Source organism: Hydrogenovibrio sp. 3SP14C1, from assembly GCF_029625905.1.
Lineage (GTDB): Bacteria > Pseudomonadota > Gammaproteobacteria > Thiomicrospirales > Thiomicrospiraceae > Hydrogenovibrio.
In genome coordinates this window covers 86,643-110,923 of sequence record NZ_JARTLM010000001.1, presented here as the reverse complement: position 1 = coordinate 110,923, position 24,281 = coordinate 86,643, and the positions used below count along the sequence as shown (strand labels likewise).

The window sequence follows — 24,281 nt, the reverse complement described above, 5'->3', positions numbered from 1 at the left end:
GCTTTTATGGCATTTTCCGAAGTTTCTTCCAGTCATCCGCGCATTGCTGTCATGGGGGTGGGTAATATTTTGTTCACCGATGAGGGTATCGGTATCTATGCCACAGAGTTTTTAAAGCAGAATTATCAGTTTTCGCCCGCCATTGATTTGATTGATGGCGGCACGCTTGGCATGAATTTGATTCATTATTATCAAAGTTATGATTATCTATTGTTGCTGGATACCATCAGTGTTGGGGATGCCAAAATCCCGGGAGAAGTGTATTCCTTAAGTTCTGACATACTACAAGGCATGGGGCAATATCGACAGACTGCACATGAAGTAGAAGTTTTGCAAACTTTGGAATTAGGCGCTTTGGCAGGTGAAATCGCCCAAGTACAAATTATTGCGATGGTGCCGCAAGACATCGAAACCGTTGCGTTTGAATTGACCCGACCCGTTCGGCAAAATATTGGGTTGTTGATTAACAGCGTGATTCAGCAATTGAAAACCCTAGGCGTGACGGTCACGCCGAGCACCACTGCTGCGACTTTGGATGCGATTATCGAACAGTTTAGCCAAGTCTCAGCCAGCGCCTAAGGAGGATGGTTTGACTCTTGAAGAGACTATCCAACTTCGATTACACATCTTTGGCCGTGTCCAGGGTGTGGGATTTCGTCCGTTTATTTTTCAGCTGGCGCAGTCGTTAGGGCTGTTTGGCTCGGTCGCCAATAATACGCAAGGTGTTGTGGTACTGTTACAGGGAACGCCGCAAGCCATTAAACAATTTCAACAATATCTCACCACTCAGAAACCCGATTTTTTTCCTAAGCAAGCGGTGATTGACTGCATTGAAACCGACTCTGTGCCACTGGTAGATCAGGCGATGTTTGAGGCTTTCTCCATTATTGACAGTAAGTCAAATAACGAGGGCGCTCAGGCCATTCAAATTTCGCCAGACCTGGCGGTGTGTGATCGCTGTCTTGAGGAATTTCATGACCCGAATAGCCGGCGTTATCATGATCCTTTTATCAATTGTTCTGACTGTGGGCCTCGTTATTCTATTTTGTCACACTCGCCTTATGATCGATCGCATTCCAGCATGCGGCCTTATAAGATGTGTGAAGCCTGTGCGACAGAATATTATGACCCAAACAATCGTCGTTTTCACACCCAAGGCATTTGCTGCCCAGACTGTGGTCCGACAATACAGTTGTTTGATGCTATGCGACAGCCAATTGCCGAAGGTGAAACGGCGATTCAAAAGGTGGCACAGCGTTTGAAAGCGTCAGGCCTGGTCGCTTTTAAAGGGGTAGGTGGGTTTCATCTTTTATGTGATGCGACCGAACCTGAAGCTGTGGTTAAGCTTCGCCAGAGAAAACATCGCGCCGCCAAACCGTTTGCGGTTTTATGTGCCGATGTGGAAATGGCACACCAAATAGCGCACCTGACGCCACATGAAGTCGACTTGCTGACATCTGATACTAAGCCGATTGTTCTGGTTGAAAAAAAGTCAGGTTCCTCTCTTTGTGGTGAGGTCGCGCCCAATATAAATCGGCTGGGCGTGTTCTTAGCCAATACGCCTTTGCAACATTTGTTGTTTCAATATATCGATTTTCCAGTGGTGGCTACCAGTGCCAACCTGAGTGGCGAGCCCATTTTGTATGAGACGTCTACTGTTTTCGATGCACTTTGCCAAATAGACCGCGCCATTGTCGATGTGGTGCTTGATGTTGACCGAGAAATCGTAAACCCTTGTGATGACAGCATTATGCAAAGTATCAATGGCAAACCAATGGTGTTGCGGTTGGGGCGAGGCTTAGCACCTTACTACCAATCCTTCTTGCATACCGATACAGATGGTTCTCAAATGGTTTTAGCAGTAGGCGCACAACAAAAAAGTGCCATGGCCTATGCGAATGATGCGCGAATGGTGTTGTCTCCGTATCTCGGAGACTTAGGGTCTTTAGCTGCTTATCAACGTTTTCAACAAACCATTCAACGCTTCGAAACCTTGCATCATCTATATCCTAATCACGTGGTGAGTGACTTTCATTCGGATTATGCCAGTAGCCAATGGGCAAGGGCGTTTGCTCAGCAAAACCAATTGCCTCATACAACCGTTCAGCATCATTATGCCCATGCATTGGCCTGTATGGCGGAACATCAGTTGGACTCGCCGGTGTTGGCCTTTTGTTGGGATGGCACCGGGCTGGGAGACGATCATACTAGCTGGGGCGGGGAAGTATTGGTGGCAGACACAACAAGTTATGAACGCGCTTTTTATGTGAAGCCTTTTAAACTGTTGGGGGGCGACCAAGCCAGCCGACAGCCGCGACGAGTTGCTTTAGCCATGTTGTTCGATCATTATTCGTTAGAAACGGTTTTAGGGTTAGCGTTGCCGACCGTCCAAGCGTTTACTGAGCAAGAAATAGAACAGTTTTATCATATGTATCAACAAAATTTAAACAGTCCTTTTTCCAGTTCAATGGGGCGTGTGTTTGATGCCGTTGCCAGCTTGTGTGGCGTTATTCAAACACTGAATTATGAAGGACAAAGCGGTCTTTGGCTGGAAGCCCTCTATGACGAGGTGGTTACTGATGCCTATGACTATCGAATCAAACAGAACCAGATTGATTTTGAGCCGATGATTAAACAACTTATCCTCGATCACCAACAAGACGTGTCAACCTCCGTGCGAGTCAGTCGATTCTTGAATGGCTTGGTGAATATCATCGACGACATTGCCGATCAATTTAAAGCGCTCCCTGTCATCGTCACGGGAGGCGTGTTCCAAAATAAAACCCTTATGGTATTACTTGAAAAACGTTTTGCTCATAAGTCGCAACCGCTCTATTTTCAACAGCAAACACCGGTGAATGATGGTTCGATTGCTTTGGGTCAACTTATTGCGAGCAGAAAAACGTCTAATTTATAGCCAGGCCTGATCATTTTTCTATGATTTTGCGTATTTATCTGTAAAATCGAAAGTGAGAATCTGATTTCAGCTAAGAGGAAAAGAATCATGTCCGAAGAAGAAACAGTTAAGTCTTACAAGGATCGTAGTGTGTGGATGCGTGGGTTGTATATGGTGATATTTATGGTTTTTTGGTGGGTAGCCGAATTCGTTGCTGTATTTGTCGTGTTAGTACAGTTTCTGACCGTGCTGTTTACTGCCAAGACCAATGATAATTTGCTCAGGTTTGGTAAAAGTTTGAGCCTTTATCAATATGAAGTTCTGTTGTTCCTCACCTATAACAGTGAAGAACACCCTTATCCGATGGGTGAGTGGCCCCAAGCACCTGAAGTTGAAAAAGCAACTGATGAAAAGGAATCTACTCAGAAAAGCGATGTTTCTGAAAAGTAATCATGTGCATTAACGTGTTATCAGTCAATTAAGATGGCCTTTAAATGGCTTAGACATCTTCACACGCGTTATATTCTACGACGCCATCCGATTTCGCATGAAATCTGGCATCGTTTAATGCAGGATAATGCCTTATTTTATGACCTGACTTCAGTAGAAAAAGCGCATTTACGTGAACTGACCACCTTGTTCCTCCATCAAAAATACTTCAAAGGCACCCAAGGGCTTGAAGTAACGCTCGACATTGGCGTCGCAATCTCTGCTCAGGCCTGTTTGTTGGTTTTAAACTTGGGGTTGGATTATTACGATGAGTGTGTCGATATCATTGTTTATCCTGGCGCATTTAAAGTGGTAAGACAGGCGCCAGACGAAATGGGCTTGGTCGCACATGAAGACAGGGTGTTGGCGGGAGAATCCTGGTTACAAGGACCGGTGATCATCTCTTGGGATGTGTCTCAAGCAGAAATGGGCGAGCTGATTCCAGGTCACAATGTCGTGTTACACGAATTTGCACACAAGTTGGATATGTTAAATGGCCGTGCCAATGGCATGCCGCCTTTGCATCAAAATATGGTGCGAGAAGTCTGGACAGAAGTATTTACCGAAGCATTTGAGCATTTACAAAGACGTTTGGAGCACCAACACCACACTGAAATTAGTGAATATGCGGCAACTTCCCCGGCAGAGTTTTTTGCTGTGACCACCGAGTATTTTTTCACCGCACCGAAAAAGCTGCATCGTCATTTTCCGAAAGTGTTTACTCAGTTGTCTTTGTTTTACCGACAAAACCCCGCCAAACGGAAATCAGCTTAATTGATTAAGCGTTTCAGCCATTTTGTCGTATACCGCTTGGCTACGTTCTTTGAGTTCATGGTTAAGAATATGGTCATTTTCACTGTAATCCACCGGCACTTCCACTAGATGGACACCACCGGCTTCAAAACAAGCCTCCATTTTTGGGATTAAATCGTCTGCTTTTGTGATGCGGTGTCCATGTGCGCCATAACTTTGGGCATACATAACAAAGTCGGCATTGCCGACATCCAGCCCGAAATCGTCAAAGCCCATATTCGCTTGTTTCCATTTAATCATGCCGAACGCATTATCGTTGAGCAGTAGAACAACCAAATCCAATTTTAGGCGGACAGCGGTTTCCATTTCCTGTGAATTCATCATAAAGCCTCCATCGCCACAAATAGCCATTACGCGGCGTTCGGGGTGAACCAGTTTGGCTGCAATAGCCGAAGGCAAGCCTGCTCCCATGGTTGCAAGGGCGTTGTCGAGCAAAATGGTGTTGTGATGAAAAGCGAGATAATTGCGTGCAAACCAGATTTTGTAGATACCGTTATCCAATGCAATCATGCCCGTATCCGGCATTATTTTTCGAATGTCCGCCACCACGCGTTGCGGATACATCGGAAATCGCCCGTCGTGGGCACCCTCCATAATTTGTTTATCAATCAGACGTTTGGCTTGTATAAAACAATCAAAATCCCACGTTTCCTGGCGTTCAATCCGTTCTTTGATTTGATAAATGCCATTTCCGATGTCTCCAACTACTTCGGTTTGTGGAAAATACACCGGGTCAATTACCGCGTTGGTGAAATTGACGTGAATGACTTTAAAGCCATCTGGTTTCATGAAAAAAGGTGGTTTTTCGACGACATCGTGTCCGATATTAATAATAAGATCGGTGTAGCGAATGGCACAATGCACAAAGTCATGATCGGATAAGGCGGCGCAACCTAAGTAGAGGTGATGGCGCTCATCCACCACACCTTTGCCCATTTGCGTGGTGAAAAAAGGAATACCGGTTTTATCGATAAACTGGCGCAGCATTTTCCCGGCTGTTTTTCGATTGGCAGCGGCGCCCACTAAAATAAGGGGGCGTTTGGCTTTTTGAATCATGTCGACCGCGGTTCTGACGGCCTTTTCTTCTGCCAAAGGGCGTCGATGCATGCCTTTTTGAATGACGACCGAATTGGTTTCTTCCGCAGCGATATCCTCAGGTAATTCTAAATGACTGGTGCCGGGACGTTCGGCATGGGCGGAACGGAAAGCTTCACGAATACGTGCAGGAATGTTATGCCCGCTTTGAATCTGGCAACTGTACTTCGTGATGGGATGCATCATATCCACCACATCGATAATCTGGAACTGGCCTTGTTTGCTGGTTTTAATCGGTTTTTGACCCGTAATCATTACCATTGGCATGGCGCCAAGTTGTGCGTAAGCGGCAGCGGTGACTAAGTTAGTGGCCCCCGGCCCGAGAGTAGATAGACACACGCCTGCATTACCGGTAAGACGGCCATAGGTTGCAGCCATAAAGCCGGCAGCCTGCTCATGACGGGTGACGATGAGTTTGATTTTGGAGTCTTTCAAGGAATTGAGAAGATCGAGATTCTCCTCACCAGGAATACCGAAAACATATTCGACTCCTTCCGCTTCAAGGGCTTTGACAAATAAATCAGAAGCTTTCATAGACCTAACTCCCTTCAGGTTCTTTTAACTCGAATCATAGCATTACTTGAAGAGAATGTAAGTATTTTGCCCTTTGTCGAGGAGGTGAAGCTAGTTAAAAAGCGTTCTAATTTTGGTGAATTAAAAGGCCTAAGAGCATTAAAAAAAGTATGAAACTGGTTGATTTCCAAAATAGAACAGGGTGCCTTTCCATCAGAGGGGCGCGAGTTTTGTTAAGAAATGTGCGGTTAGGGTGACGTAAATCAAAAATGAGCTCGGACAACTCACCATAACGGCGATAAGGGTCAGGATGAAGTGCTTTTTTTAAAGCGTCATCTATCCATGCCGGGATTTCCTGATCGTCATTCAATACGCTTCGGTAAGTGAGGTTGCGTTGCGCGGTTTTGGTTCTGGCTTTGGCAACCTCTGTTCCGTAAGGTAGTTTTCCTGAAAGCATTTGATAAGTAATGACTGCCAAAGAAAACAGGTCGGACTTCGAAGTGCCTGCTTGTCCCAGAAAATATTCCGGCGCGGTGTAGGCTGCAGTACCAAGTATTTCGGGCTGAGTGTTGTTTATTTCTGCCAGGCCTGCTACATGCGTTGCACCAAAATCAATGATTTTAACGGTTCCCTTTTGATCGATCATAATATTATTGGGTCGAAGATCTTGATGAATCATTTCCTGACGATGAAAGGCATTGAGACCTTTAGAAATTTGCTCGACAATATCCCGTACGGTTTCAATGTCCGGTTTCGGGTGATCGCGCATCCATTGATCCAGTGTTTGGCCTTCAATAAATTCTGTGGTGATGTAGAAATAATGACGTTTTCGGGTGGGGGCATAAGCCTTTAAAACATGGGGGTTATTAAGTCGTCTTGCAATCCATTCTTCCATTAAAAAACGTTCAAGATAGTGTGTATCAGAACGTTTTTCAACCGAGGGCAATTTAATAATGACTTGTTGTTGTGTATCGATATCTTCTGCTAAGTAGACATGGCTGCGGCTACTGATATAGATTTCTCGCAAGATGTGATAACCATCCATTTCAGTGCGTGGGGCAATCTGCTGAGGAAAGGGCAAGTGGTTAATTTGTTGATAAAGTTCGCTTTTATTACGACTTGGTAAGCTGTCGATCCGGACGATTTGAATGGTTAAATTATCATCGCTACCATGCTCATAGGCCGTATCTAAAATCAGTTTTGCTGCTTTGTCCAGGTCGTTCGAATGGTGGTTAATGATTTTGATGATTTGGTTTTCTTCCACAAACTCATAAATGCCGTCGGTGGCTAAGATGAATAAGTCGTTAACCTCAATGAGAAAGCTTTGGTAATCAATTTCGCAATAGTCATGAACCCCGAGCGCTCGGCTCAAATAGCTTTTATTCTCCGAAACGACCATACGATGGTCTTCGGTCAGTTGTTCCAAGTTTTGCTCGTTCAATCGATAAATACGACTGTCACCGGCATGAAATAGGTGGGCAGTATTGGATTTCAAAATTAGGGCACTGAAGGTACAAACGTAGCCTTTGTTTTTGTCGAAACGATATTGGCTGCTGCGTGTCTGAGCGTGTAACCAAGCATTAATGGCTAAAAGAACTTTATAGGCTGACGTTTTGACTGACCAGGCATCTGATGTGCAATAGTAATCTGCTAAAAAACTACTCACTGCGGATTCACTGGCTTCTTGACTTACTTGGCTGCTGCTGATCCCGTCTGCCAAAGCGATCGAGATGCCTTTTGTGCTAAGCAAGGGCTCTTTGGGCGTGTAAACACCATAGAAATCTTGGTTGATGGGTTTACGACCTTTATCACTGTGTTGTCCGATACTGATGTTGAGAGTATTTTCCATAGTCTTTAAATTAAAAAGCCCCTGTAGAAAACAGAGGCCTTTTCCCTTAATTAAGTTGGAAGATTAACCGATTTTACGCTCTGGACTGGTTTTAACATGCGTGTAGTAAAGTGGTAGAGCGACAAATAAAATACCGCCAACCAAGTTACCTAACGCCGTTGGCAGTTCATTCCAAAGTAGGTAATCAGACACTGTAAAACCACCGCCCATAATCATTGAGAATGGGAATAGGAACATGTTTACAATTGAATGTTCAAAGCCCATGAAAAAGAAGAGCATCACTGGCATCCACATCGACAATATCTTACCGGTTGCCGACGTTGAAATCATAGCGCCAACCACACCCATTGAAACCATCCAGTTACATAACATGCCACGCATGAAGATGGTTAACCAGCCTTCCAGTCCATGTTCTTTATAACCGAGAGTTCTGGCTTCACCAATGTGTCCGACTTTTTCGGCAATGGCACCGCCATCAATACTGTAACCAAAGGTCAGCACAAAGGACATAATGAATGCCACGGTCAAGGCACCCAAGAGGTTTCCTATGAATACCAGACTCCAGTTCCGCAGCAGTTGATTCATGGTGGCGCCGGGTCTTTTGTCTAAAATGGCCAGTGGTACCAGCATAAAAACACCGGTTAACAGGTCAAATTTCATCAGGTAGAGCATAATGAATCCGACTGGGAATAAAACCGCTCCCAATAATGGAGAGCCGGTTTTTGTCGCGACAGTGATGGCAAAGATGGCTGCAAGACCCAGCACCGCACCAGCCATAAATGCGCGGATGACAGTATCTTTGGTCGACATATATATTTTGGATTCACCGGAATCGACCATTTTGGTGACAAACTCATTCGGTTCTAAATAAGACATTTTGTTATTCCTTAAATAAACATGTAACACTTTGACAAGCTGATTAGAAAGCCGTTTTTCTACGCTTGCCAAACCGAAAATTCATTTAGAGTCTTCAAAAGGAAGGCAAAAAAAACGCCCACAGCAAACGGACTACTGGTTGGTATAGTCCGTTTGTTGTGAGCGTCATTACTCTTAAATCAATTTATGTGTTTTAAAGAAATAACTGTGCCAAAATGTTTTAAGCCCTTTAGAATAGGCGATGCGGGTTTTTGCTTAGCTTACGTGGTTTATAAATTGCACCAAAAATAATTTTTTGCACCAAAAAACAATAATTTAAAAACAGCCTGGCCTGACCGTTTTAGACGTCAACAAAGACCCCCTAGTTCAATTTTTGTGATACGGGGTTAGGTAATTTTTATTTGCCGGCATCGTTTGAAAGCGTATACTCAGGCTTAGAAAAACGCCTGTTTTTCAGTCTAATTATAGAAGTAAGCGGGAGATTTCTAATGTACCCACGGCATGACAACAGACCTGTGTACTTGAATCTGTTCAAGTTTCATTTCCCTCTCAATGCGATTATTTCGATTTTGCATCGAATTACTGGTGTTTTATTACTGCTGTCTTTTTTACTGGGATTGATTTGGCTACACAATCTTGTGTTGTATCCTGATGCATATGCACAAAATCTGAACTTGCTGTCGCATCCCTTAGGACAATCGGTATTGAGTCTTGGAAGTATCAGTCTTTGGTTTCATTGGTTGAGTGGGATGCGGCATTTGGTGATAGAGCATAATCTGGGTGGCTTGCTGTCTCATCTTGAAAGAAGCCAACTCTCTGGCAGGATAATGCTATTGGGGTTTGTGATCGGTGCCGTAGGATTGTTGTGGGAGATTTGGTTATGATGCCTTTCTTAACAGGTTTGAGAGCACATCTATGGCAACGTATCAGTGCCTATTATTTGCTGTTTTATTTTCCTTTTAGTGTGCTGTATCTCAGTAACCATTCTTTTGAAAGCTATGATTTGTTTCAGTCCCATCTGTTACAAGCTGAATTTTGGGTACCGACTTTTCTAGCGTTAGGACTGTTGATTGTGCATAGCTGGATCGGACTGCGTGATATTTTGTTGGATTATCTTCCACGCCGGTTTACGGTACTTGGCTTAGTCGTATTAGGTGGCGTTTTATTATGGGTAAGTGCGGAATTAATTTACCTCATGTTTCAATTGATACGTTAAATCATTTTTATTCAAATTAAGCGAGTGTAACGCATGGTTTCATTAGAAAACGTGGATACCTTTCATTTCGATGCCATTATCATCGGCGCAGGTGGCGCGGGATTAAGAGCGGCTTTACAGCTGGCGAAATCCGACCAACGAGTGGCGGTGGTGTCAAAAGTATTTCCAACACGGTCTCATACTGTGGCGGCACAAGGCGGCATTAACGCCGCCTTAGGCAATTTAACCGAAGACAACTGGCACTGGCATATGTACGACACCATCAAGGGGAGCGATTATCTGGGTGATCAGGATGCGATTGAATTCATGTGCCGAGAAGCCTCGGAAATCGTGCGAGAGTTAGAGCACTTTGGCGTCCCGTTTTCCAGAACCGAACAAGGCAAGATTTACCAGCGTCCATTTGGTGGTCAAAGCCGGAACTTTGGAGAAAGTCAGGCTACACGGACGTGTGCTGCGGCCGATCGCACTGGGCATGCCATTCTGCAAACTCTCTATCAACAGAATATTCAAACCGGCACGACTTTTTTTGATGAATTTTTTGCCATTGATTTGGTCAAAGATGAGCTTGGGCATATTGGTGGCATGGTGGTGATGAATATCCAAACTGGGCAATATCAATTGTTGCGAGCGCATGCGGTGATGATGGCAACCGGCGGTGCCTGTCAGTTGTTCAAAACCAATACCAATGCCAAGATTAATACCGGTGATGGTCTGGCGATGGTGCTACGCGCCGGGTTGCCATTGCAAGATATGGAGTTCTGGCAGTTTCATCCGACTGGGGTCGCCGATAAAGGCATGTTGTTGTCGGAAGCGGCCAGAGGGGAAGGCGGCGTATTGCGTAATGGCAACGGCGAGGCCTTTATGGTCAATTATGCCCCGCATGTAAAAGATTTGGCATCGCGCGATGTGGTCTCTCGTGCCATTGCCATTGAAGTGAAAGAAGGGCGTGGCTGCGGTCCGAACAAAGATTATGTGTTGCTGGATTTAACGCATCTGAATGCCGAGGTGATTAAAAAACGCTTGCCCGGCATTCGAGAAATCGGTTTGACCTTTATGGGGTTGGATATGTGTAACGATCCAATTCCGGTTTACCCCACGGCACACTACATGATGGGCGGTATCCCGACCAATTTTAATGGTCAAGTGGTGACGTTGGACGGCAGTGGTCAGTCCGTCACCGTGCCTGGACTATATGCAGTGGGAGAGTGTGCTTGTGTGTCGGTTCATGGAGCGAATCGATTGGGTGGGAATTCGTTATTGGATATTGTGGTATTCGGCCGCGCTGCTGCAAGCGAAATCGAACGCATTTTGCAGCTGCAAAAACCGTCCAGTTTTTTTGATAAAACATTGGATTTATCTGCGGTGGAAGCGCGTCTGAATAAATGGGAAACGAAACAAGATTCTGAGAATGCATCAGAGTCTACGGCGCAAATTAAACGCGATTTACAACAGGTGATGCAGGAAGGGTGTGGCGTTTTTCGAAATCAGGAATCGATGTCCACCTTAATTGAGCAATTAGAACCGATTCAACAACGGATTGAACAAGCAGTGTTGCAAGACCACAGTCAGGCGTTTAATTTAGAAAGGCTGGAAGCATTTGAATTGGAAAACCTGATGACGTTGGCGTATGCCACAGTGCATTCCGCGATTGAGCGACAAGAGAGTCGTGGCGCCCATTCAAGAGTGGATTTTCCAGAACGCGATGACGCACACTGGCTACAGCATAGTTTGTATTTTCAAGAAAAACATCAGTTGCGTTATAAGCCTGTATGTCTAACGCCTTTAACTGTGCCAGGATTTGAACCTAAAGCACGTGTTTATTAATTTGTCGGAGATAGAGATGTTGTTTTCCATTTATCGTTACAACCCTGAGATAGATGCCGAGCCTTATCTGCAAGACTATGAGCTAGACGATGCGTTGGTCGGACACGACATGATGTTGCTGGAAGCCTTGGAGAAAATACGAGAACAAGACCCGGGTCTGACGTTTCGGAGTTCTTGTAAAGAAGGGGTTTGCGGGTCAGATGGCATGAATGTCAACGGTGACAATAAACTCAGTTGCATCACACGTGTTTCAGAATTACGGCAGCCAATAAAAATTCGACCTTTACCCGGGTTGCCGGTGATTCGAGATTTGGTGATTGATATGGCACAGTTCTATGAACATTACCATGCCGTTGATCCATTTTTAAAACCAGTGCCGGACGGTGTGTCAATTGATTTGGACCATGAGCTCCTACAAACACCGGAAGAGCGCGAAAAGTTGGATGGCAGTTATGAGTGTATTTTGTGTGGATGCTGTTCGGCCAGTTGCCCGTCTTTTTGGTGGAACCCGGATAAATTTCATGGCCCCGCCGCATTATTGGCGGCACAGCGTTTTGTGGTTGATAGTCGAGACATTACCACGCGTGATCGCTTGGAAGAATTGGATGATCCATTCAAAACGTTTCGTTGCCGTAACATTCAAAACTGTACCGCGAGTTGCCCGAAAGGGTTGAACCCGAGTCAGGCGATTAATGAATTGAAGTCAATGATGTTGAAGAAGCAAGTGGATTAATGAACAATTTTGATTTATCGACGAAAATAAAAGCCATTCGACTCAATTGTCGACGTGGAAATTCAGAATCGGAACTTTTACTGCAGGCTTACATAGATCTTTTGGCCGAAAATCCTGATCCCGAAGCACTGCATGAGTTATCAATATTGGTGGCGGAAAATGATCAGGATTTATTTCATTGGTTGATGACCCCAACGGACGCGCCACAACCTTATCAAGAGTTGATTAAACGCATTCGACAGACGTATTTAAAAAGTCCTTGATTCTTTTTTTTACCGGCGAATAATGACCAGGCCTGGCTATTATTTTTTCGCCAATTCAGCAAAATAGATTTTGGCTGCAGCGTTGACTTTCGGTGCCAGCAGTAAGGTGGCAACCATGGTTGGAATGGCCATCAAGCCATACATGCCAATCATAAAGTTGAAGATGACTTCCATCGACATCACCGCGCCCACGACGATCATACCCAAATAGAGGTATTTGTAAAAATCAGCATATTCTGCACCCAGCAAGAAACTGAAACATTTACTGCCGTAATACCAAAACGTGAAAATAGTGGTCAGGCTTAAAACCAGTACCATCAACGCTAAAAAGATCTCACCAAAGAGCCCCAATTCCTGATTGAAAGCCAGCATCGTCATTTGAACACCTTGGATACCTTCTGCATCTTGCCAGACGTTGCTGGCGATGATAATCAGCGCGGTACAACTACAAACGATTAAGGTATCAATAACGGGTCCTAAGCTGGCAACCAATCCTTCTCGAATCGGTTCATTGGTTTTGGCGGCACTGTGTGCCATCACTTCGGTACCGATGCCCGCTTCATTGGAAAAAGCCCCGCAGCTGACACCGACAATGATCACGCCGAGTAATCCGCCACTGAGTGCACTGGGTTGCCAGGCTTCGCTGAAAATGAGTTGAAAGTAATGCGGAATGTCGCTGGCATGTTGCCCTAAAATCCAAATCGTAATGAGCAAGTAACCGATGACCATAGTCGGTACCAAAGCCACCGATAAATGCGCCACCCGTTGTAACCCGCCCCAGATCACGGAACCAACCAGTAACGCTAAACCAATACCGAAAGCCCAGCTGAAAAAAGGAATTTGGTTGACCCAGTCTTCCGTGAGGGTTTGGGTACGCATCACTTCAACTAATTGATTGACCTGAAAAGACGGGAAGGTGCCGAACAATCCGGCAACGGCAAATAAAACCGCCAATGCTTGCCATTTTTTTCCTAACCCTTCCTGAACGATATACATCGGCCCGCCTTGCAGTTGGCCTAAGCTATCATGACCACGGTACATAATCCCTAACGAACAGGTGTAATATTTAGTTGATACACCCACGAGCGCAGTGACCCACATCCAGAAAATCGCTCCGGGGCCACCAGCACTAATCGCTAAGGCAACGCCGGCAATATTTCCCAGTCCCAGCGTTCCGGCTAAGGCGGCAGATAAGGCTTGTCGATGGGTTAAGTCACCTTGAGCATAGCGGCGGTCATAACGACCAGTGAGCAATGCTAAGCTATGACCGAAATAGCGAAAGGGTTGTAGACGAGCGTACAGCGTGAACCAGAGACCTCCGCCGACCAATAATATCAGCATGGGGACGCCCCAAATAAAGCCAACAAATGCATTTACCCAGTCATTGATCACATGATTCACCGTTGATTAAAGTTTGGTCGTTATGATACCTACCCTTGAACCGAATTTAAACGACCAGGTGCATTTATTCAGGTATTCAGTTTTTCGGCAATTGCCTGCACCACTGCCCCGATTCCAAAGTGATGCGTGCCTTCTTCAATGTTACGTTCCAGTTCGGCCAGGTGTTTGAAATACATGCCGTTGAGCTCTTCCAAAAGTAACGCTTTCGACATCATTAAACTGGTATCTTTGGGGCCGCCGGTTTCGTGTTCCAGTTGTTTGGGGGTATAAGCTTCCAGCAAAAAAATGCCGCCAGGTTTTAAAGCGGTGGTGATGTTCTGATGTAACGGTTTACGGATGGATTCCGGTAAATGGCAGAAAATAGAGATGATGCCATCCCAACGGTTTTCACCTAGGTTAAAGGTCGCTAAATTGGCGTGGATGAATTGGATTGAGACATTTTCAGATTGCGCCAACTTCCGAGCTTTGGCGATTCCGACTAAAGAATTGTCAACAGCCGTGACCTGATATCCTTGCTTGGCAAGAAAAACGGCGTTACGGCCTTCACCTTCTGCAAGGCATAAAACTTCTCCACGCGGAATGGTCTCAACATTCTGTCGTAAAAACTCATTCGGTTCTGTACCGTATATGTAGTGATTTGCACTATATCGTTCATCCCACATGCATTCATCTCCCGTCTCATCAATATGTTGAGTTATGGCTATTGTGTGTTGATGTGGCGAAGCTGTCAACTTCCTTTGAATGGGTTGGTTTTTTTGGTGGGCTTAGGTGGTTGAACGTTCTTTCATAAATGCCTCAAATTCTGCCACTGGAAGGGGCGCAGAGCAGTAATAACCTTGATAGGTTTCACAGCCTGTTTTTGCGATGTAATTCAACTGCGCCTCTTGCTCAATGCCTTCTGCGACGACATTCAACTCCAGTGTGTGGGCTATTTTGACAATGGTTTCGATAAAAATGGCACCTGACTCGGTGGCATAATCATCAATAAAGCTCTTATCGATTTTTAAGGTATCAATTGGAAATTTCTTCAAGTAGGCCAATGAAGAATAGCCCGTTCCGAAATCATCCAAAGAAATGGTCACGCCTTGTTGCCGCATTACCGTCAGGCTATTCAAGTTTTGTTCTGTGTTCTCCATAAACTGCGATTCGGTCATTTCGATGTCGAGTTTTGCAGGGTTGATGCCCGATTGATTAATGAGGGCTTGAATCTTACGGTCGAAAAGGGTATCAAGTAACTGAATAGGTGATAAGTTCACCGAAATTTGTAGATCACCCAATCCTTGTTCTTTCCATTTGATTTGTTGCTCAATGGCCGTTTTTAATACCCAGTCCCCTAAAGGAACCATTAACCCGGTTTTTTCCGCTAAAGGAATAAAATCATTGGGTGGAATAATACCTTTGTCTGGATCAATCCAGCGCACCAAGGCTTCCGCACCAACCACTCTGTCATTATGAACCGATACTTTAGGTTGAAAATACAACTCGAATTCGTCGTTTCGTAACCCGCGTTGCATGTCTTGTTCCAGCTGAATTTCTCCAATGACTTGCTTGTGTAACGACTCCGTAAAGAATTTAAATTGGTTTTTACCTAGGTTCTTAGCTTCATACATGGCAATGTCGGCATTTTTCATCAAGGCGGTGATATTGTTACCATCTTTTGGAAAGCAGACCACCCCGATACTGGCAGAGACTTTCACCGGATGCGTATCGACCATGTGTACTTCGCTGATTCTATCCAGAATACGATTAATGACATGGGTCAGTTCAAAGTTGGACTGAAAATAGTTCAAGACAATGACGAACTCGTCTCCTCCGACGCGAGCAATAATGTCGTAATCTCGTAGAACTTCTTGGATAATTGTAGACACATTTTTTAATAAATTATCGCCGACTTCATGGCCCAGCATGTCGTTAACCGTTTTAAAGTTATCCAAGTCCATAAACAAAACCGCAAACTCTTGTCCGGTACGAGAATATTCTGAAATCAACCAATTGATACGTTCATTTAAATGGTTTCGGTTGGCTAATCCAGAAAGATTGTCGGTTCTGGCTTGACGATACAGTTCATTTTTTTCGTTATCCAATCGATCAAAGGTTTGCACCATGGAAGAACGGATATATTCCAATTCCCGTAATTTAAACTTAGTAGGAACGTTTGATTGGTAATAGGCGTACTGACGTAGCAGTTCAAGCGGTAAGGTGACATATTTTTTTAGGACAAACCATAAAAACATTATCATTAAAAACGGGACGAGACCGAAAAACAGCAAAAAGTTATGTTGGCTTTCAGCAAAGTATTTTTCAATATAAGGTCGGTCAACGTAAAGAAAAAGATTTAGACGAGAGGGTTTATCTTGAATAAAGAAATGAATATCCGTTTCGAATATTTGGTGCTGAGTGAGTTGCTGAGGTGACAGCTCCATCAGTTTTTTTTGTATGGTAAGTTCCGTCGGTAGCGATTGAATTGACGGATCTGTTGTGAGGACAATTTTGTTTTCATACCCTACAACCAAGGCAGATATCAGAGGGCTGTTGGCCACTTTTCGGTGTAAAAAGGATTTAAACCCTCGAATCGATTCAGGCGTTTTCAGTTCGCTGGAAATAACATAGGCGGTTTCGGACAAGTCGTGTCGGATACTTTCAACAATCAAGTCGGTCTTTTTTTGTTGGTCATTTAGATAATAATAAAAAAAGACGCCGTAAAAAACGGTCATGATTGTAAGCAAGGAAATTACAAAAAAGTAACGGATCGAAAGCATGCTATAACAAGTCCCTTATTGGAAATTGAGCCTCGTTGATTCGATCAATGAGCGATGGCGAAATACCGCCATTCAACCATTCGATGGTTTGAAGGCTTTGTTGAAACTCGGCGTAGCTGGCACTTTCCAGATAAGGACTGACCTTTTCATAATAGTGTTTAGGGTTTTGTTTCAAAGCGTTGATGGCTCGATTCACCAGTGTTTTTAACGCTAAAAATTGGTGCTGATGTTTATGGTAACTTTCTTTATTGGTATACAGGGCGTCCAATACCAATAAATCGAGTCCTTCGCCGGTCGACGCGAGAGTATTAAATCCCTTTTTTTTCAATTGGTGATTGTAAGGGGAATAAGTCACGATAATGTTGGGAGTACTCTTTTGAGTAATCTCGTGCTGCATTTTTAAATGATCATTGTTGATCAAGTTAAAAGACTTGTTTGCAAGGCCATAGCGCTGAATGAAATCCTTAAAAAGCGGGTAATTAACACTGTCAATTTCCAGAAAAACGTCAATCGGTTGGTCTGCAGGAATCGATTTAAGCGCCTCGATACTACGGTTGCTCATAACCATATCGCCCCCAACAGAGCGATCGAGCATCATAATTGGAATTAAGGTTGGATCGATTGCATACGCTTTATGAAATTCATACTGCGTTCCAGTGAAGCCATCAAGATTCGAAGTATGGTAGATATGATTGCTCTCACCTAAAGAGACCACTGTAGACAGCTTGATATTGTGTTCCTCTAACCAGCCCTGTTCTTTGGCATAAAAAAGAGGGGAGTTTCCAATCCAACTGTTGGTAATGATTTTTAACGGTTCATCAGCTTGAGAACTGCAACCGGAAATTAAGACCACACAACTGATCAAGAGTGCTTTTAAGGCGTTCATTTATATTATGAGCTCATCTATTATTTTACCTTAAATCCTACCATATAAAATATAAGAGTTTAAGCGTTTTAATTTTTGTGAATAACGGACTTTTGGCATGATTTTTTTAATCTATATCAATATGTTAATGATGAATAACAAATGTCATCTCAAAAATCATTGTCTTGATAGGTTCTCGTTCTGAAGATAATAAAATTGTGTTAGTATTATTTCGAATCAATAAAAAAGGGGAAGTTCTATGTTGTCATGGTCTCTTACGTTTTTAGTTCTTGCAATCATTGCAGGGGTATTTGGTTTTACAGGTATCGCCGGCGCATCGGCGGAAATCGCAAAAATTCTTTTCTTTATTTTTCTCGTTTTACTGATTGTCTCGGCCGTTTCTCGTGCTGTTCGAGGAAAATCGCCATAAATTTTTTGCGATAAAAAGCGATAAAACATCGCTGACAAATCTAGATTAAAAGGCGCATTTAAATGCGCCTTTTTTGTATCCACTCAACTTATTCAAAATTAGCCAGGCCTGGCTAATTTTAAGCTGAAGCGGCATTCATTGGTGCGAGATAACGATCACGTTTTTTGGCTTTGATTTTATCAATTTCAACCAGAATCAAGCTGTCGATACAATCGTTGAAATCTGGATCGACACTGAAGTCGATAAAACGACAGCCACCCGGTTCACACAACTCAGCATACTGTTTGAACAGGGTCGGCACTTTCACCCCTTCGGCGGTTAACAAAGCATTGAGCTTTTTGTAACCGGTTTTATAATCGCCAGTGAAATCTTCTTTGGCGGTGGCTTGTACATCATCGCTGGGAATAAAAGGCCGTTTTCCAATGGCTAAATCTTGTTGTGATCCCATCTGAGTTTGAAAAAAAGACACAATTAAATCTTTCGAACGAGCGGGATAAGCATCGGACAAACTCACTGGGCCAAACAGATATTTGGTTTCCGGATGGCGGGCAACATAAGCGCCAATGCCATACCAGAGATAATCCAAACTGCGTTTGCCCCAGTAACGTGGCTGCACAAAGCTACGCCCCATCTCCAAAGCATTCGGTAAATAATCGCCCATTTCTGGTTTGATGTTAAATAAAGTGCTGGTGTAAAGCCCCTCAATGCCTTGCTGTGCAACGATATGTCGACACTCTCCAATACGGTAAGCACCGACAATTTCCAAGTCTTCATCATCCCATAACACCAAATGACGGTAATCGGCATCATACTTATCCAAGTCAAATGAATGGCCAGTCCCTTCTTCCACCGTTCTAAACGTTAATTCACGCAAACGGCCGATCTCATGCATTACTGGCGAATCGGGTTCATAATCAAACAGAAAAATCTTTTTGCCATCGGCCGTCTCTCCAAGCAATTCAGCATTTTTTAAATCTTTTTTTAGCGCCTTGCGATTCACCGGATGCGCAATGGTGTTTTCGGTTTTAAACGGGAATTTATTCGCCGCCTTGGCAGGGTAATTCAGGCGGTAGATATGTTTGCGGAACAGCTTTGCAATGGTCAACGCGGGCAAATCACAGTTCGCTAACGATTTCCAAGGCACGGGGGCGCCGACATGAAAAGCGATTTGCTGATCATGCTTATTAAACATTTCCTTCACCAGCATCAAAGTGCCGAGGGGTTTGTAAAGCGTCGATAAGCCATAAAACAACGCCGAATTTCGGGCATCGATATACACTGGCACAATCGGTGATTGGGTTTTTTTCGCCAGTTTTAGAAATCCGGTTTTCCAGGCACTGTCCCGCACACCACTAGGGCGAATACGAGACACCTCTCCTGCGGGAAATATAATCACCGCTTCTTCATTTTCCAACGCCTCAATCATCGCTTTGAAGTGTGCTTTGTGGCTTGCCTGGCTCGACATATTATCGATGGTTAAAAATAAAGATTGGAACGGTTTGACCTTTGCCAACAGTTGATTCGCCACCACACGAACATCTGGCCGAATGCTGCGAATAAACTTCAATAATGCCAAACCGTCCAAAGAACCGATCGGATGGTTCGCCACAATCACCACACGACCATCTGCTGGAATATTATTAAAAGAGCGATTATTCACTTGATAGGTGAAGTTATAATGCTCTAAACTCTTGTCCAGAAAAGCAAAGCCGCGCAGATGTTTGTTTTCTTCAATAAACTGATTGATCTCTTTTTCAAACGTCAGTTTTTGTAAAAACGAAATCAGTTTTTTTGCCCCGGTCTTTTGGTGAAAATCAGGGTATTTTTCCAGAATGGTCTGTTCAATATTCAGCATCAAGTGACTCTTTTAGTAATGTCATGTAACGGCCTTATTTTGCAAGGCTTACTTGACTTGAATGTGACAACTGCGTGAGTTTGTGATGACCGTTATATAACAGGAATATGACAATGATAACCTTAGGGTATATGGATTTAGCCAGTCTGGCTGGCATGGTATTTTTACTCGGCATTTTATTGATGCTGAACGGATTCAAAGAAACCCGACAACTTTGGGTTGCGTCTGTTCGCATGGTAATCCAACTGCTCTTGATGGGTGTTTGGTTGAGCTGGGTGTTCAATGCAGGCAGTCTGTTATTAGTGGGGCTGGTCAGTGCGATTATGCTCTCCTTTGCCGGTTATGAAATCCTCAAACGTCAGACCTATCGATTTCAAAAAGCCGGCTCATTTGTGGTTGGCTTGATGTCGTTATCGATGACCGCATTGGTGTTGACAGTGTTTACATTGACCTTGGTGGTTCAACCAGAGCCTTGGTATGAAGCGCAATACGCCATTCCCTTGTTAGGCATGATTTTGGGCAACAGCATGACCGCTATTGGGTTGGGGCTGGACGCTTTAACCAAAAGCGCGGTGAAACAGAAAAACCAAATCGAAGCGCAGTTGGCATTGGGCAAAACCGCCAAAGAATCCATGATGTTTTTAAAACGCCAAAGCCTGCACACGGCAATGATTCCCGTCATTAATATGCTCGCTGCCGCTGGGATAGTGTCGCTCCCCGGCATGATGACTGGGCAAATCCTTGCCGGCATTGACCCGATTGAAGCGGTCAAATACCAAATCATGATCATGCTGTTGATTACTGTTTCCACCGCCTCCGGTGTGTTAATTGCGCTGTGGTTGGCGCAAAAGCGTTTATTCGATCAGCGCATGCGTTTAACGCTGGATCATTTGATTCGAAACTGATTTAATTTCTTTTTTCTGACGTTTTTCAAAAATAGCCAGGCCTGGCTATTTTTTATTCGATGTTAAACCACTTTTTCCGGTGCTTTTCCTTGTGCTTTGTCCGGTTAAAATCGCCTGTTTCTTAGGTGAACACCCACACGTCCGTTATAATGAAACCCAATCAATAAGGCGTTGAAATCATTTTTATTTCAGGGTTTTTAATAAGGATTCAAGGTGTATGCAACAAAGCGCGTTTTTAAAATTGCCCAATGATTTTTATGAATTGGTTCTTCCCGAACCCCAGCAAAATGCTCGACTGGTCACTGTCAATCGCAGCCTGATGGACGAGTTGAATTGTGAGTTGAATGACAAGCAATTGCTGGCGCTGGCGTCGGGCAATTTAACTGATGACAGTCTGATTAACTTCAATCTGATTCCATTGGCGCAAAAATACACCGGCCATCAATTCGGCTATTACAATCCCGATTTGGGGGATGGCCGTGGCTTACTGCTAGGGCAATGGCGTGATCAAAATAACCAGGCCTGGGAGTTTCATCTTAAAGGCGCCGGACGCACACCGTTTTCACGTCGCGGCGACGGGCGCGCCGTGTTGCGTTCCGTCATTCGGGAATACCTCGCTTCCGAAGCTTTGCACGGCTTGGGCGTGCCGACGACGCGTGCCTTGGCGATTGCCAGTAGCCAAGAACAAGTACAGCGTGAAATCTTTGAACCGCGCGCCAGTCTTATTCGTGTTACCCCCACGCATATTCGTTTTGGTCATTTTGAATGGGCCGCTTCGTTGGGCAAAGACGCGTTGGACGCTTTGATTGCGTTTGTGATCCAACATCATTACCCCGAGTTGGCCGACCTGCCTGAAGACGAGCAAGCCGGCGCTTTATTGAAAGCCGTGTGTGGTCGCACCGCCAAGTTGATGGCGAAATGGCAGGCGGTCGGCTTCAATCACGGCGTGATGAATTCCGACAATATGTCGATCATCGGTGAGACCTTTGATTTCGGGCCTTACGCCTTTTTCGATGACTTTCAAATCGAATACATCTGTAACCATTCCGATGTGGAAGGGCGCTATGCCTACAATCAGCAACCTAAAATCGGCGTGTGGAACTGCCAGGTGCTCGCCGCCGCGTTTGGGCAAAGTGTCACCAACGCTGAACAAACGGCTGCGCTGGATCATTTTGTGCAAACCTATAACCAACAGTATGTGAGCGAAATGAACGCCAAACTCGGTTTGGCAACCCAACAGGAGACGGATAAAGATTTGATTGGGGATTTGCTGGTGCTAATGGACAAGCAACGGGTCGATTTCAGTTTGTTTTTCCGCCGCTTAGCTAAGCTAGGGCACACGGATGAAAATGAGCTAAGACGCTTGCTCAGTCAGCCAGAAGAATTTGAGCCTTGGTTTGAACGCTACCATCAACGCGTGGCGCAAGAAGCGCTGGGCGAAGACAAAAGACAACAACGTATCCTCGCCAACAACCCGTCGATTATCTTACGCAACTACATTGCACAACAGATTATTGAAGCCGCCGAAGTGGGTAGTTTTCAACCGCTGAATGATTGGATTAAAGCATTACATTCGCCATTTGAAAATCACCCAGGCCTGGCGGAATTTCAACAGCCGCCGACGCCTGAACAAAAAGGGTTACAGCTTAGTTGTTCTTCTTGATTGCGCTTCTCCTTAATTTCTTAACCTCTTAACGGTTCCTGTTTAGGTGCGCCTTGCTATTAACTTGTGATTCTGCTTTTTAAATGCCAAGCACAGCACTCTTGGCTTAAAATTTGTAATTCATAAACTATTCGTTTTTCTATTATTAATTATTCATAAATTAAAGTTTTTATTTCATAACTCATTGTAAATAAAGGGTAGTTGACAATATGTGTTTATAATATAAACTATTCATAAAACTATTCAATAAGTTAGAAAAGATACTGAGATGACGCATAATGAAGAATTAATCAGGCATGCCCTAAAGTACGAGAACTTGAGTTCGTCCGCTATCGCAAAAATGACAGGTGTTAGTCAGCCAACGGTGAGCCGTACCCTGAAAAAAATGCCAGTCATTAAGTTGGGAGGAGGGCGTGGCACTTTGTTTGCCTTGGTTGAGACAAATGCGCCAAAGTCATTGTATGAAATAAATAAGGCAGGGCTTGTTTCACAACTAGGCTATTTGTATCGCCAGCCAGAGGGCCGAATGCTATTGGTGCAAGGCACGGAATACCTCGCTTATGAAGGGGTGCCGTTTTATTTCTATGATGCGGTACCCTCCGGTTTTCTCGGGTCTATCCACCTTAAAAATATCGTGGAAAGAGATGCTCGCCTGACGACTAAGAGTCAGGATTGGTCAGGTCTGCAAGTTTTGCATTATATGGAGAACTACGGGGATGATTTGGCTGGAAACTTAGTGCTTGGGAGTCGCATGGCTGAACAGGCTTCAGCAAAAAAATATCTCAACAAAGGAAGAGCGGATTACGCAACGATTGCAGGTTCTATCAATAAGATTCCCGAAAACATGGGGTCTTCCATTGCAGGTGAACAACCCAAGTTTACTCTGTATAACGGAAAAGATCATCTGATCGTTAAATACTCTCCATTGCTTTCTGAAAGCAATCCTGTTGCTACCCGGCATCGTGACCTAATGGTCTGTGAGCATCTGGCATTAGAAACTTTGCGCTCAAATGGCATGGATGGTTCTGAAACAGACTTGCATCTAAGTGATCGTGTCTATCTTGAGGTAAAGCGATTTGACCGCATCGGGCTTCATGGGCGCAGAGGAGTGGCTTCGCTTAAATATATTGACGCTGAATACTCAGGGCTGAATGGGACTTGGCCAGAAATTGCACAGGACTTATTCAGACAGGATGTTATCAGTGAAAAAGATGTCTATGACATTGAGGTCGCTTACGCCTTCGGCAAGTACATTGCCAACTCCGATATGCATAACGGAAACTTTTCATTCTTTATGGAAGATTTGACGTTATCGGGCGCAACGCCGATTTATGATATGTTGCCAATGGCTTTTATGCCCGTGCAGGGCGAATTACGTAACCCAGAATTAATGGCTCCGAAATTCATTGATGTTTCAAATGAAGCAAGAACAAACGCTTTAAGCATGGCGATACAATTTTGGGCACGGGTGGCCGAGCATGACTTAATCTCGCAAGATTTTAAAAAAACCATCACGCCGTTTTTTGAAAGCTTGGTTGAGCTGTCTAATTTAGAATAAAGAATTAAAATTGGGGTGTGGAACGATCAGGTGTTCTCTGCCGCTGAAGTGGGTCATTTTAACCGTTGAATGACTGGGTTAAAGCGTTGCATTTACCATTCGAAAATCACCCAGGCCTGGCCGAATTTCAACAACCGCCAAACCTATGAGCAGTAATGCCTGCAATTGAGCTGTTCTTCTTAATTATCCCTATTTCTATACAGAAATTTTACAAGATTTAAGAGAGAAGGTTAAAGCGATATTATCGGTTTAAATTGGTTAGCGATCTCAAGTTTATT

At 44.3% G+C, this 24,281-nt stretch carries 21 protein-coding genes; 13 read left to right on the top strand and 8 right to left on the bottom strand.

Going from position 1 to position 24,281, the window contains the following annotated elements:
* The first annotated feature begins 6 nt into the window (after nucleotides 1-6).
* The 4 genes from P8629_RS00480 to P8629_RS00465 all read left to right on the top strand — a co-directional run bounded on the left by P8629_RS00480 (nucleotide 7) and on the right by P8629_RS00465 (nucleotide 4,159).
* Entirely contained in the window at nucleotides 7-579 is a 573-nt protein-coding gene (locus tag P8629_RS00480) for a HyaD/HybD family hydrogenase maturation endopeptidase (RefSeq protein WP_278163447.1), read from the top strand.
* A 10-nt stretch (nucleotides 580-589) separates the two neighbouring features.
* Nucleotides 590-2,917, top strand: a complete 2,328-nt coding sequence (gene hypF, locus P8629_RS00475; RefSeq protein ID WP_278163445.1) for a carbamoyltransferase HypF — start codon at nucleotides 590-592, stop codon at nucleotides 2,915-2,917.
* A gap of 87 nt (nucleotides 2,918-3,004) precedes the next feature.
* Entirely contained in the window at nucleotides 3,005-3,346 is a 342-nt protein-coding gene (locus P8629_RS00470; protein ID WP_278163443.1) for a DUF4389 domain-containing protein, read from the top strand.
* 33 nt (nucleotides 3,347-3,379) lie between these two features.
* Nucleotides 3,380-4,159 carry a zinc-dependent peptidase gene (locus P8629_RS00465; protein ID WP_278163441.1) on the top strand — a complete coding sequence of 260 codons (780 nt, stop codon included), beginning with the start codon at nucleotides 3,380-3,382 and terminating at the stop codon, nucleotides 4,157-4,159.
* Here the strand turns inward: P8629_RS00465 and P8629_RS00460 are convergent.
* From P8629_RS00460 to P8629_RS00450, 3 genes are all read right to left on the bottom strand, one after another.
* Nucleotides 4,151-5,827: an acetolactate synthase large subunit gene (locus P8629_RS00460; protein ID WP_278163439.1), complete on the bottom strand. Its 1,677-nt coding sequence runs from the start codon at nucleotides 5,825-5,827 to the stop codon at nucleotides 4,151-4,153. The two genes, P8629_RS00465 and P8629_RS00460, sit on opposite strands and share 9 nt — an antisense overlap.
* Before the next feature lie 106 nt (nucleotides 5,828-5,933).
* Complete coding sequence (locus P8629_RS00455; RefSeq protein ID WP_278163438.1) at nucleotides 5,934-7,655, bottom strand: bifunctional protein-serine/threonine kinase/phosphatase; 1,722 nt, start codon at nucleotides 7,653-7,655, stop codon at nucleotides 5,934-5,936.
* 63 nt (nucleotides 7,656-7,718) lie between these two features.
* Entirely contained in the window at nucleotides 7,719-8,531 is an 813-nt protein-coding gene (locus P8629_RS00450; RefSeq protein ID WP_278163436.1) for a formate/nitrite transporter family protein, read from the bottom strand.
* Nucleotides 8,532-9,019: 488 nt separating this feature from the next.
* Between P8629_RS00450 and sdhC the strand changes: the two genes are divergently transcribed.
* The 5 genes from sdhC to P8629_RS00425 are packed head-to-tail and all read left to right on the top strand — an operon-like array spanning nucleotide 9,020 to nucleotide 12,567.
* Nucleotides 9,020-9,415: a succinate dehydrogenase, cytochrome b556 subunit gene (gene sdhC, locus P8629_RS00445; RefSeq protein WP_278163434.1), complete on the top strand. Its 396-nt coding sequence runs from the start codon at nucleotides 9,020-9,022 to the stop codon at nucleotides 9,413-9,415.
* Complete coding sequence (sdhD, locus tag P8629_RS00440; RefSeq protein ID WP_278163432.1) at nucleotides 9,397-9,747, top strand: succinate dehydrogenase, hydrophobic membrane anchor protein; 351 nt, start codon at nucleotides 9,397-9,399, stop codon at nucleotides 9,745-9,747. The genes sdhC and sdhD overlap by 19 nt, the downstream gene beginning before the upstream one ends.
* 33 nt (nucleotides 9,748-9,780) lie before the next feature.
* Nucleotides 9,781-11,571, top strand: a complete 1,791-nt coding sequence (sdhA, locus tag P8629_RS00435) for a succinate dehydrogenase flavoprotein subunit (protein ID WP_278163430.1) — start codon at nucleotides 9,781-9,783, stop codon at nucleotides 11,569-11,571.
* 10 nt (nucleotides 11,572-11,581) lie between these two features.
* On the top strand, nucleotides 11,582-12,304 hold the full coding sequence (locus P8629_RS00430; RefSeq protein WP_278163744.1) for a succinate dehydrogenase iron-sulfur subunit: 723 nt from the start codon (nucleotides 11,582-11,584) through the stop codon (nucleotides 12,302-12,304).
* Complete coding sequence (locus tag P8629_RS00425) at nucleotides 12,304-12,567, top strand: FAD assembly factor SdhE (protein WP_278163428.1); 264 nt, start codon at nucleotides 12,304-12,306, stop codon at nucleotides 12,565-12,567. The genes P8629_RS00430 and P8629_RS00425 overlap by 1 nt, the downstream gene beginning before the upstream one ends.
* Nucleotides 12,568-12,606: 39 nt before the next feature.
* On the opposite strand, the gene P8629_RS00420 is transcribed toward P8629_RS00425, so the two are convergent.
* The 4 genes from P8629_RS00420 to P8629_RS00405 form a co-directional block, all read right to left on the bottom strand.
* Complete coding sequence (locus P8629_RS00420) at nucleotides 12,607-13,959, bottom strand: alanine/glycine:cation symporter family protein (protein WP_278163426.1); 1,353 nt, start codon at nucleotides 13,957-13,959, stop codon at nucleotides 12,607-12,609.
* 77 nt (nucleotides 13,960-14,036) lie between these two features.
* Nucleotides 14,037-14,699: a class I SAM-dependent methyltransferase gene (locus P8629_RS00415; protein WP_278163424.1), complete on the bottom strand. Its 663-nt coding sequence runs from the start codon at nucleotides 14,697-14,699 to the stop codon at nucleotides 14,037-14,039.
* Between the two features lie 33 nt (nucleotides 14,700-14,732).
* Entirely contained in the window at nucleotides 14,733-16,619 is a 1,887-nt protein-coding gene (locus P8629_RS00410; RefSeq protein ID WP_278163422.1) for a putative bifunctional diguanylate cyclase/phosphodiesterase, read from the bottom strand.
* 109 nt (nucleotides 16,620-16,728) lie between these two features.
* Complete coding sequence (locus P8629_RS00405) at nucleotides 16,729-17,613, bottom strand: hypothetical protein (protein ID WP_278163421.1); 885 nt, start codon at nucleotides 17,611-17,613, stop codon at nucleotides 16,729-16,731.
* A gap of 238 nt (nucleotides 17,614-17,851) precedes the next feature.
* Here P8629_RS00405 and P8629_RS00400 point away from each other — a divergent pair, with 238 nt between their 5' ends.
* The gene (locus P8629_RS00400; protein WP_278163419.1) at nucleotides 17,852-18,022 is read left to right on the top strand and encodes a DUF1328 domain-containing protein; all 171 of its coding nucleotides are present in this window, start codon (nucleotides 17,852-17,854) and stop codon (nucleotides 18,020-18,022) included.
* A 118-nt stretch (nucleotides 18,023-18,140) separates the two neighbouring features.
* Here P8629_RS00400 and P8629_RS00395 read toward each other — a convergent pair whose 3' ends face one another.
* Nucleotides 18,141-19,877, bottom strand: a complete 1,737-nt coding sequence (locus P8629_RS00395) for a lysophospholipid acyltransferase family protein (protein WP_278163417.1) — start codon at nucleotides 19,875-19,877, stop codon at nucleotides 18,141-18,143.
* 107 nt (nucleotides 19,878-19,984) lie between these two features.
* Here P8629_RS00395 and P8629_RS00390 point away from each other — a divergent pair, with 107 nt between their 5' ends.
* From P8629_RS00390 to P8629_RS00380, 3 genes are all read left to right on the top strand, one after another.
* Complete coding sequence (locus P8629_RS00390) at nucleotides 19,985-20,782, top strand: ABC transporter permease (RefSeq protein WP_278163415.1); 798 nt, start codon at nucleotides 19,985-19,987, stop codon at nucleotides 20,780-20,782.
* A 217-nt stretch (nucleotides 20,783-20,999) separates the two neighbouring features.
* Entirely contained in the window at nucleotides 21,000-22,445 is a 1,446-nt protein-coding gene (locus P8629_RS00385; protein WP_278163412.1) for a protein adenylyltransferase SelO, read from the top strand.
* Nucleotides 22,446-22,713: 268 nt separating this feature from the next.
* Nucleotides 22,714-24,003, top strand: coding sequence for a HipA domain-containing protein (locus tag P8629_RS00380; protein WP_278163410.1), 1,290 nt, complete (start codon nucleotides 22,714-22,716; stop codon nucleotides 24,001-24,003).
* Nucleotides 24,004-24,281: the final 278 nt, after the last annotated feature.

What these genes read in the sequence shown, in the direction of transcription:
- P8629_RS00480 (WP_278163447.1), top strand. Translation starts at nt 7, where the DNA reads ATGGCATTTTCCGAAGTTTCTTCCAGTCATCCGCGCATTGCTGTCATG.
- P8629_RS00470 (WP_278163443.1), top strand. Translation starts at nt 3,005, where the DNA reads ATGTCCGAAGAAGAAACAGTTAAGTCTTACAAGGATCGTAGTGTGTGG.
- P8629_RS00465 (WP_278163441.1), top strand. Translation starts at nt 3,380, where the DNA reads ATGGCCTTTAAATGGCTTAGACATCTTCACACGCGTTATATTCTACGA.
- P8629_RS00460 (WP_278163439.1), bottom strand. Translation starts at nt 5,827, where the DNA reads ATGAAAGCTTCTGATTTATTTGTCAAAGCCCTTGAAGCGGAAGGAGTC.
- P8629_RS00455 (WP_278163438.1), bottom strand. Translation starts at nt 7,655, where the DNA reads ATGGAAAATACTCTCAACATCAGTATCGGACAACACAGTGATAAAGGT.
- P8629_RS00450 (WP_278163436.1), bottom strand. Translation starts at nt 8,531, where the DNA reads ATGTCTTATTTAGAACCGAATGAGTTTGTCACCAAAATGGTCGATTCC.
- sdhC (WP_278163434.1), top strand. Translation starts at nt 9,020, where the DNA reads ATGTACCCACGGCATGACAACAGACCTGTGTACTTGAATCTGTTCAAG.
- sdhA (WP_278163430.1), top strand. Translation starts at nt 9,781, where the DNA reads ATGGTTTCATTAGAAAACGTGGATACCTTTCATTTCGATGCCATTATC.
- P8629_RS00425 (WP_278163428.1), top strand. Translation starts at nt 12,304, where the DNA reads ATGAACAATTTTGATTTATCGACGAAAATAAAAGCCATTCGACTCAAT.
- P8629_RS00405 (WP_278163421.1), bottom strand. Translation starts at nt 17,613, where the DNA reads ATGAACGCCTTAAAAGCACTCTTGATCAGTTGTGTGGTCTTAATTTCC.
- P8629_RS00400 (WP_278163419.1), top strand. Translation starts at nt 17,852, where the DNA reads ATGTTGTCATGGTCTCTTACGTTTTTAGTTCTTGCAATCATTGCAGGG.
- P8629_RS00395 (WP_278163417.1), bottom strand. Translation starts at nt 19,877, where the DNA reads ATGCTGAATATTGAACAGACCATTCTGGAAAAATACCCTGATTTTCAC.
- P8629_RS00390 (WP_278163415.1), top strand. Translation starts at nt 19,985, where the DNA reads ATGACAATGATAACCTTAGGGTATATGGATTTAGCCAGTCTGGCTGGC.
- P8629_RS00385 (WP_278163412.1), top strand. Translation starts at nt 21,000, where the DNA reads ATGCAACAAAGCGCGTTTTTAAAATTGCCCAATGATTTTTATGAATTG.
- P8629_RS00380 (WP_278163410.1), top strand. Translation starts at nt 22,714, where the DNA reads ATGACGCATAATGAAGAATTAATCAGGCATGCCCTAAAGTACGAGAAC.